The organism is Burkholderia sp. E168m23, from assembly GCF_016586125.1.
GTDB classification, from domain to species: domain Bacteria; phylum Pseudomonadota; class Gammaproteobacteria; order Burkholderiales; family Burkholderiaceae; genus Burkholderia; species Burkholderia orbicola.
Window position 1 is genome coordinate 1 of the sequence record NZ_BCPP01000337.1, and the last position, 6609, is coordinate 6609.

General features: G+C 67.0%; 7 protein-coding genes. 4 read left to right on the forward strand and 3 right to left on the reverse strand.

The genetic code is table 11. The features are described 5' to 3' along the window. Window positions 1–350: NAD(P)H-binding protein (locus JMF90_RS18160; protein ID WP_201325287.1), on the reverse strand; the 350-nt coding region annotated here is incomplete at its 3' end. Between the two features lie 229 nt (window positions 351–579). Further along, complete coding sequence (locus tag JMF90_RS18165; RefSeq protein ID WP_011548611.1) at window positions 580–1497, reverse strand: AraC family transcriptional regulator; 918 nt, start codon at window positions 1495–1497, stop codon at window positions 580–582. 192 nt (window positions 1498–1689) lie between these two features. On the opposite strand from JMF90_RS18165, the gene JMF90_RS18170 reads away from it, so the two are divergent. Continuing rightward, window positions 1690–1884 carry a hypothetical protein gene (locus JMF90_RS18170; protein WP_041489438.1) on the forward strand — a complete coding sequence of 65 codons (195 nt, stop codon included), beginning with the start codon at window positions 1690–1692 and terminating at the stop codon, window positions 1882–1884. Between the two features lie 20 nt (window positions 1885–1904). On the opposite strand, the gene JMF90_RS18175 is transcribed toward JMF90_RS18170, so the two are convergent. Continuing rightward, window positions 1905–2858, reverse strand: a complete 954-nt coding sequence (locus tag JMF90_RS18175; protein WP_006480013.1) for a LysR family transcriptional regulator — start codon at window positions 2856–2858, stop codon at window positions 1905–1907. Between the two features lie 100 nt (window positions 2859–2958). On the opposite strand from JMF90_RS18175, the gene JMF90_RS18180 reads away from it, so the two are divergent. From JMF90_RS18180 to JMF90_RS18190, 3 genes are all read left to right on the forward strand, one after another. Next, window positions 2959–4317, forward strand: coding sequence for an NAD(P)/FAD-dependent oxidoreductase (locus tag JMF90_RS18180; RefSeq protein ID WP_011548613.1), 1359 nt, complete (start codon window positions 2959–2961; stop codon window positions 4315–4317). A gap of 326 nt (window positions 4318–4643) precedes the next feature. Further along, window positions 4644–5078 carry a hypothetical protein gene (locus JMF90_RS18185; protein ID WP_011548614.1) on the forward strand — a complete coding sequence of 145 codons (435 nt, stop codon included), beginning with the start codon at window positions 4644–4646 and terminating at the stop codon, window positions 5076–5078. 182 nt (window positions 5079–5260) lie between these two features. Further along, a partial coding sequence (locus JMF90_RS18190; protein WP_201325288.1) for a histidine-type phosphatase occupies window positions 5261–6609 on the forward strand: 1349 nt, incomplete at its 3' end.

Here is a 6609-nt window from a genome sequence, read left to right on the forward strand (position 1 = left end):
GTATTGCCTTCAAGCTCCGCGCCGTAATCCGACAACGCGAGCAGCGCCGGCGGCGGATTCGCGGCGAGCGCGGCAGTCGCTGCGTCGATCGTCCGCGTCATCGTCGCGGCCGGATCGGGGTCGGCAGCCGGCACCGGGCACAGTATCTGCACCGCCTGCGCGCCGTCGATCGCCGCGGCGATCGCGTTCGCATCCGTCAGGTCCGCGATCGCAACATCGCAGCCGAGCTGCATGAAACGTTCACGATGGCGCGCGTCGCGCAGCACCGCGCGCACGGAATGGCCTGCGTTGCGCAAGGTCGTCACGGTCGACAAGCCGACGTTGCCGGATGCTCCGAAGATCACGAACACGATTCGCTCCTGAGGGATGAAGGTGCTGTGATTGTCGGGTTGCGCGGCCCGGAAGGCGCGCACGGAGGGATGAATCGAGCAGGAAAGGATGACGTGCTGAGTACGCCAACCATGCATGCGCTCCGATGCAAGCGCGTCAAAACCGGAGAAGACGAGCGCGACAATTGTCCAACGACCTGTTGGACGATTGCCCTCGGATCAAACGCAACGTCCGTGTACCGCTGTTGCGTTATGCGTCTTTCCCGCCATCCTCACCGTCATACGCCAGCCGCAACCCGCCCCGCACGCCCGACCGCGCAATCTCCGTCGGCGTCGCACCGAGCACGCGATTCATCCAGTTCGCCATGTGGCTCTGATGCGCAAACCCGGCCTCCAGCGCGATCTGGCTGATGCTGAGCCGGCCTTCGAGCAGCAGCGTCTTCGCGCGCTCCACCCGGCGCCGCACGACGTACTGGTGCACGGGCATCCCGAGCGTTTCGCGGAACAGCACCTTGAAATGCGGCACGCTGATCGACACGAGCGCCGCGAGCTCGGCCAGCGTCATGCGCCGGTCGAGATTCGCCTCGACATAGTCGATCACGCGCGCCGCCGCCTTCGGCGCCAGCGTGCGCCGGCGTTCGCGAAACACGGGCTGGCCGTCGACCAGCCGCGCGACGAGCGCCGTGCACAGGCTCTCCGCGTAGAGCGGGTCCGATGCGTCTTCCGCTTCGAGTTCGGCGGCCATCGCCCACGCGATGTGCTGCAGCCGCGGGTCGCGCACCTGTAGCCGCCGGCGGATCTGCGCGTGCGACGGCTTCAGTTCGAGCTGTTCGACGGTGCGCCGCACGAAGGTGTCGCTGAGCGCGATATGCAGAATCCGGCAATCGGCGCTGTCGGTCCATTGGCCGGGCAGGCCAGCCGGAATCACGTCGACGTCGCCGTGCGCCTGGATGCGCGACACGCGCTCGCCGTCGCACACGCAATCCGCGCGCACCGGCGCGCCGATATGCACGCCGATCCGGTGATGCTCGGCCGCCGGAATCCGGTACGTCCCCGCGCGAATCTCCAGCAGCGACGCGCCGAAGCCACGCCAGCCCAGCCCGCGGCTGGAGCGCAGGCTGACCGGGACGCCGTTGTCCGCCGGCGCGGCAAGAATCGGATCGCTCATTGATGGTCTCCACCAGATCAGGTGCCGAACGCGCATTGTGACGCGTTTCGGGCCGGCGTGCCGGCCCTGCGCGGCCGCCGCTGAATCGAACAGAAAAAGATCATCCGTTTCTGCTCGGGACGATCCTTGCGTGCGCGCCGGCGGGTGCCGCAGCGCTTACGATCGCCTCATCCGACACCTACGGAGCCCGTCATGCCCCATTCCTGCCCGCAGCGCGCGGCGTTCATCGCACGCTCGCCGTCCGCCGCCCGTCCTTCATCCGGCCCCAACGCCCGCAACACACGCACCGCCATCGCCGCGTGGGGCCTGCGCATCGTCGGCTGGTACCGGCTCGAACGGCTGCTCGCGTCGATTCCCGACAGCAACGACGACTTCGGGCTCGTCTGACCGGCCGGTCGACACGCCGCCTACTTGCGCCGCCGCTCGTGCGGCGCCACCGTCGCGCCGTCGATCACCGGCGCGCCCTGCTTGATCAGGAAGTCGCGGAACAGCCCCGTCACCTGCGAGATCCGCCGGTCGGCGAGCGTGACCACGTACCATTCGCGCTCGATCGGATTGCCGGGAAACGGCAGTTGCCCGAGCAGCCCCGTGCGCAGTTCGAGCGCACACGCGTGCAACGACAGGAACGCGACGCCGAGCCCGGCTTCGGCCATCTGCTTGATCGCCTCGTTGCTCGACAGTTCGGAGCCCACATGAAAGCGGTGGCCCGCGTTCTTGAACAGGCTCTCGACGGTCGAGCGCGTGCCCGCGCCGCGTTCGCGCACGAGCAGGTGCGCGGATTCGAGATCCTTTAGTGCGACGCGTTTGCGCTGCATCAGTGGATGGCCGGGCGCCGCGACGAACACCATCGGATGCTTCGCGAACTCCACCGCGTGCGTGCGCAGTTCCTTCGGCGCGCTGCCCATCACCGCGAGATCGATTTCATGCGTCGCGAGCATGCGGATGATGTCGTCGCGGTTGCCGACCTTGAAATAGGTCTTCACGTGCGGGCGCGTCGCGGTGAATTTGACGAGCAGCGGCGGGATCAGGTATTCGGCCGTCGTGATCGCGCCGATCCGCAGCGTGCCGCCGAGATCGCCCGTCAACGCGGCCACTTCGTCGCCGGCCTCGCTCCATAGATGCAGGATCTCGCGCGCGTAGCGCGCCACGATCTCGCCGGCCGCGGTCAGTTGCACGCCACGCCCCACCCGCTGCAGCAACGCGGCGCCCACGGCCTCCTCGAGCAGGCGAACCTGCAGCGACACGGCCGGCTGCGTCAGGTTCAGCTCCTCGGCCGCGCGCGACACGCTGCCGAGCCGCGCAATCATGTCCAGCGCCTTCAACTGCCGGAACGTCGCGGTCTTTCCTATAAGTGAATACATATGAGTCGCTTATAAACATTAAATTGTTCGAGTGGGTTCGAAACTATATCGTCGGTTCTTGAGCAATGTCATCCGAATCGTCATTCAGCGGGAGCCCAACATGGACAACACCACGCCCACCCTTGCAACGGACCGCGCACCGCGCCTGCCGCGCATCGTGATCGTCGGCGGCGGCGCCGGCGGCCTGCAGCTCGCGACGCGCCTCGGCGATACGGTCGGGCGCCGCGGGCAGGCCGACGTCGTGCTCGTCGACCGCTATCCAACGCACTTCTGGAAGCCGCTGCTGCACGAAGCCGCATCGGGCCATCGCGATCCGGCCTCCCACACGATCGAATACGCGGCACAGGCGAAGCGCCACGGCTTCCGCTTCGTGCAGGGCGCGCTGCAGCAGGTCGACCGCGCGGCGCGCACGGCGACGATCGCGGCCGTGCAGGATGCGGACGGCACGGAAATCCTGCCGCAGCGCACGCTCGACTATGACGATCTGGTGCTGGCAGTCGGCAGCGTGACGAACTTCTTCAACGTGCCGGGCGCCGAGCGTCATGCACTGCCGCTCGAAAACCTCGATCAGGCCGAGGATTTCCGCCGCAAGTTCCTGGCTGCGTGCACGAAGGCGAATCACCTGGCCGAGCAGCAGCCCGCGCGGCGCGCGGCGCCGATCTGCATCAACGTGATCGGTGCGGGCGCGACGGGCGTCGAGCTGGCCGCCGCGCTGCGCCATGCAGTTCAGCAACTGACGACGTACCGCTTCAAGGCGCTGGTGTCCGCGCGTGACGTGCACATCCGGCTGATCGAAGGCGGCCCGCGCATCCTGCCGGCGCTCGACGAACGGCTGTCCGGCAAGATGCACGCGCAGCTGCGCGCGCTGAACGTCGACGTGCTGACCGAGACGCGCGTGGCGGAAGTCGGCGCGGATGCCGTGACGACCGCGACCGGCGAACGGCTCGCGAGCGACATCACGATCTGGGCGGCCGGCGTCGCGGGCCCCGCGATGCTGCGGAGCATCGGCGACATCGCGCTCAACCGGTCGAACCAGGTGATCGTGACCGACACGCTGCAGACCCCCGACGATCCGCACGTGTATGCGTTCGGCGACTGCGCCGCGTGCCCGTCGGCCGGTGCAGGCGGGTTTCTGCCGCCGCGCGCGCAGGTCGCTCATCAGCAGGCGGTGTATCTGGTCAACGCATTCGCGCGGCGCGTCGCCGGCAAGCCGGTGGCCGGCTTCACGTTCCGCGATGCGGGCACCGTCGTGTCGCTCGGGCATGCGGGCGCCGTGTACCAGGCGGACATCGGCGGGCGCTCGCGCTCGCTGATCGTCGACGGGCTGGCGGCGATCGGGCTGTACAAGTTCCTGTATCGCAAGCACCTGTTCAGCGTGGTCGGCATGAAGCGCGCGCTGTTCCAGTCGCTGAGCCACTGGCTGCAAAGCCGTCACCAGCCGTCGATCAAGCTGCATTGATCGCAGTTGTTCGCGCGCAGCATCACGACGCGGCATATCGGGCGGGCATCGCTCGATATGCCGTTTTTCCATATGCATAGACTCGATGCATTCACACTGCGCGCCACGCTGGTGCATCACGTTGAACGCGATCGATACGATGCAATTCATGCGGGACATGCCGCGCGACCCGCATTCCGCGCCCGCGCTGGCTTGCCACCCCATTCATTAGCCAAATCGTATGAGTCGACGAAAAATATTAATTAGTCGCGTTTTCCGGATCGACGCTAAGGTGTGTGGCATTCCCGTCGGCGAACGGATCATCACGTTTCTGAAAAGGAATCACCGTGGTCATCGAAGCCATCGTCACCCGTCTCGACGCAGCATTCGCGCAGATCGAAGCCACACCGGATTCACGCGAATCGCGCCATCAACGCGACGCGATCATCCAGTGGCTGGACCGGGCATCGGAAGAAGGCTATCGGCTCGGTCTCGTCACGACGCTGCCGGCCGCTCGGCTCAGCGACATGTTCGAAGGCCAGTTCGGCCGCGCGAACCTCGACCGCTTCTCGGTCGTCGTCACGGATTCGGATCAACAGAACTCCGGATCGAATCAGCATCCGTTCGATGTCGCGCTGCAAGCGCTCGGCGTACCGCCGGAGCGCGCGGTCGGGATCGCGAGCAGCGAACCGGAACGCCGCGAAGCCGAGCATTTCGGCCTGTCGCGCTGCGTGAACATCACAGATACGGTGCGCTCGATCGCATCGGCCGGGCTGCACTGAACGCCAGCACACGGGCTGGCAGCGGCCAGCCGTCATCGTCGACTCGGCGGCCATCCGACGATTGTCCGACCGCATCCTGACATTCTGCTGTCAAAGTCGCTTGCAACACTTCGGGGCTCGACCACATTCCCCCGGAGACGGGACGACGCACATGCGCATCGTCCCGTCCGTTGCCCGCCACGATGACACGCCCGACCCGCACCGCCGCCGCCCTCACGATTGCCGGCCTGTTGCTCGCTGCTTGCGGCGGGGATGACTCGACGCAGCCCGCCACGTCGGCCGACAACAACGGCACGACGCCCGCGCCGCAACCGCAACCTCAGCCCACGCCGGCTCCGACACCCGCGACCTACTACCAGACGAAGACGCCGTACCGCCCGCAGCAGGACGCGGCAACGTACGAAGCGCCGCCGGCCGGCTACGCACCGGTCTATACCGAACTCGTCGCCCGTCACGGCTCACGCGGGCTGTCGGGCTTCAAGTACGACGGCGCGATCTACGCGATGCTGGTCAAGGCCGAGGCCGACGGCGCATTGACCGCGCTCGGCGCGCAGCTCAAGGCCGACACGTACGCGATGATGAAGGCCAATGCGCTGCTCGGTTATGGCGTGCAGGGCATTTCGACACCCGGGTACGGCAACCTCACGCAAACCGGCATCCGCGAACATCAGCAACTCGCCGCGCGTCTCGCGCAGCGGTTGCCCGCGCTGTTTGCGACGGGCAACCGGCAGGTGGTCGTCGTCAACTCGGGCCAGGATCGCGCGGTCGACAGTTCGACGTATTTCTCGGCGGCATTGGTTGCCGCGCAGCCGGCACTGGCGCCGGCCATCACGCTGCCGGCCGCGCCGGCCGGCTATCCGGCGAGCGCACCGGTCGCACAGCCGGCCGGCATCAACCGCTTCCTGCTGTATTTCCACTCGCTGAAGCCGGCCACCGATCTCGTGACCGACACGAGCGATCCGTACTACGCGACCTATCAGGCGAGCCAGGCGTACCAGACCTATGCAAACGACGCGACGGTGGCCGCTAAGCTGAAGGCGATCAAGGCCGCACCGCAGGCGGCCGACGTCGCGCAAACGGTGCTGGCCGCGCTCGTGTCGCCGGCCTTCATCGCGAAGCTCGGCTCCGACGGCTACACGTTCGCGAACACCGGCACCTATGCGTTCACGTCGACGGACGGCAAGTTCACCAACACGCTGAAGGGCGACGGCAAGACGAAGATCGCGACGGCCGTCGATGCGGTGAACGTGCTGTACAACCTGCTGCAGGTCGCGCCGGCCATGACCGCGGAAACCGGCGGCGTGACGATGGAGAAGTACATCGGCGCGGAGCAGGCGCAGTATCTCGCGTACCTCCAGGATGCCGAGGACTACTACCAGAAGGGGCCCGGCATCCAGGAAGCGAACCCGGTGACGTACCGGATGGCGAAGGTGCTGCAGGACGACTTCTTCGGCGAAGTCGATTCGATCGCGCGCGGCGACCTGACACGCGCCGCGAAGCTGCGCTTCACGCATGCGGAGATCGTAATTCC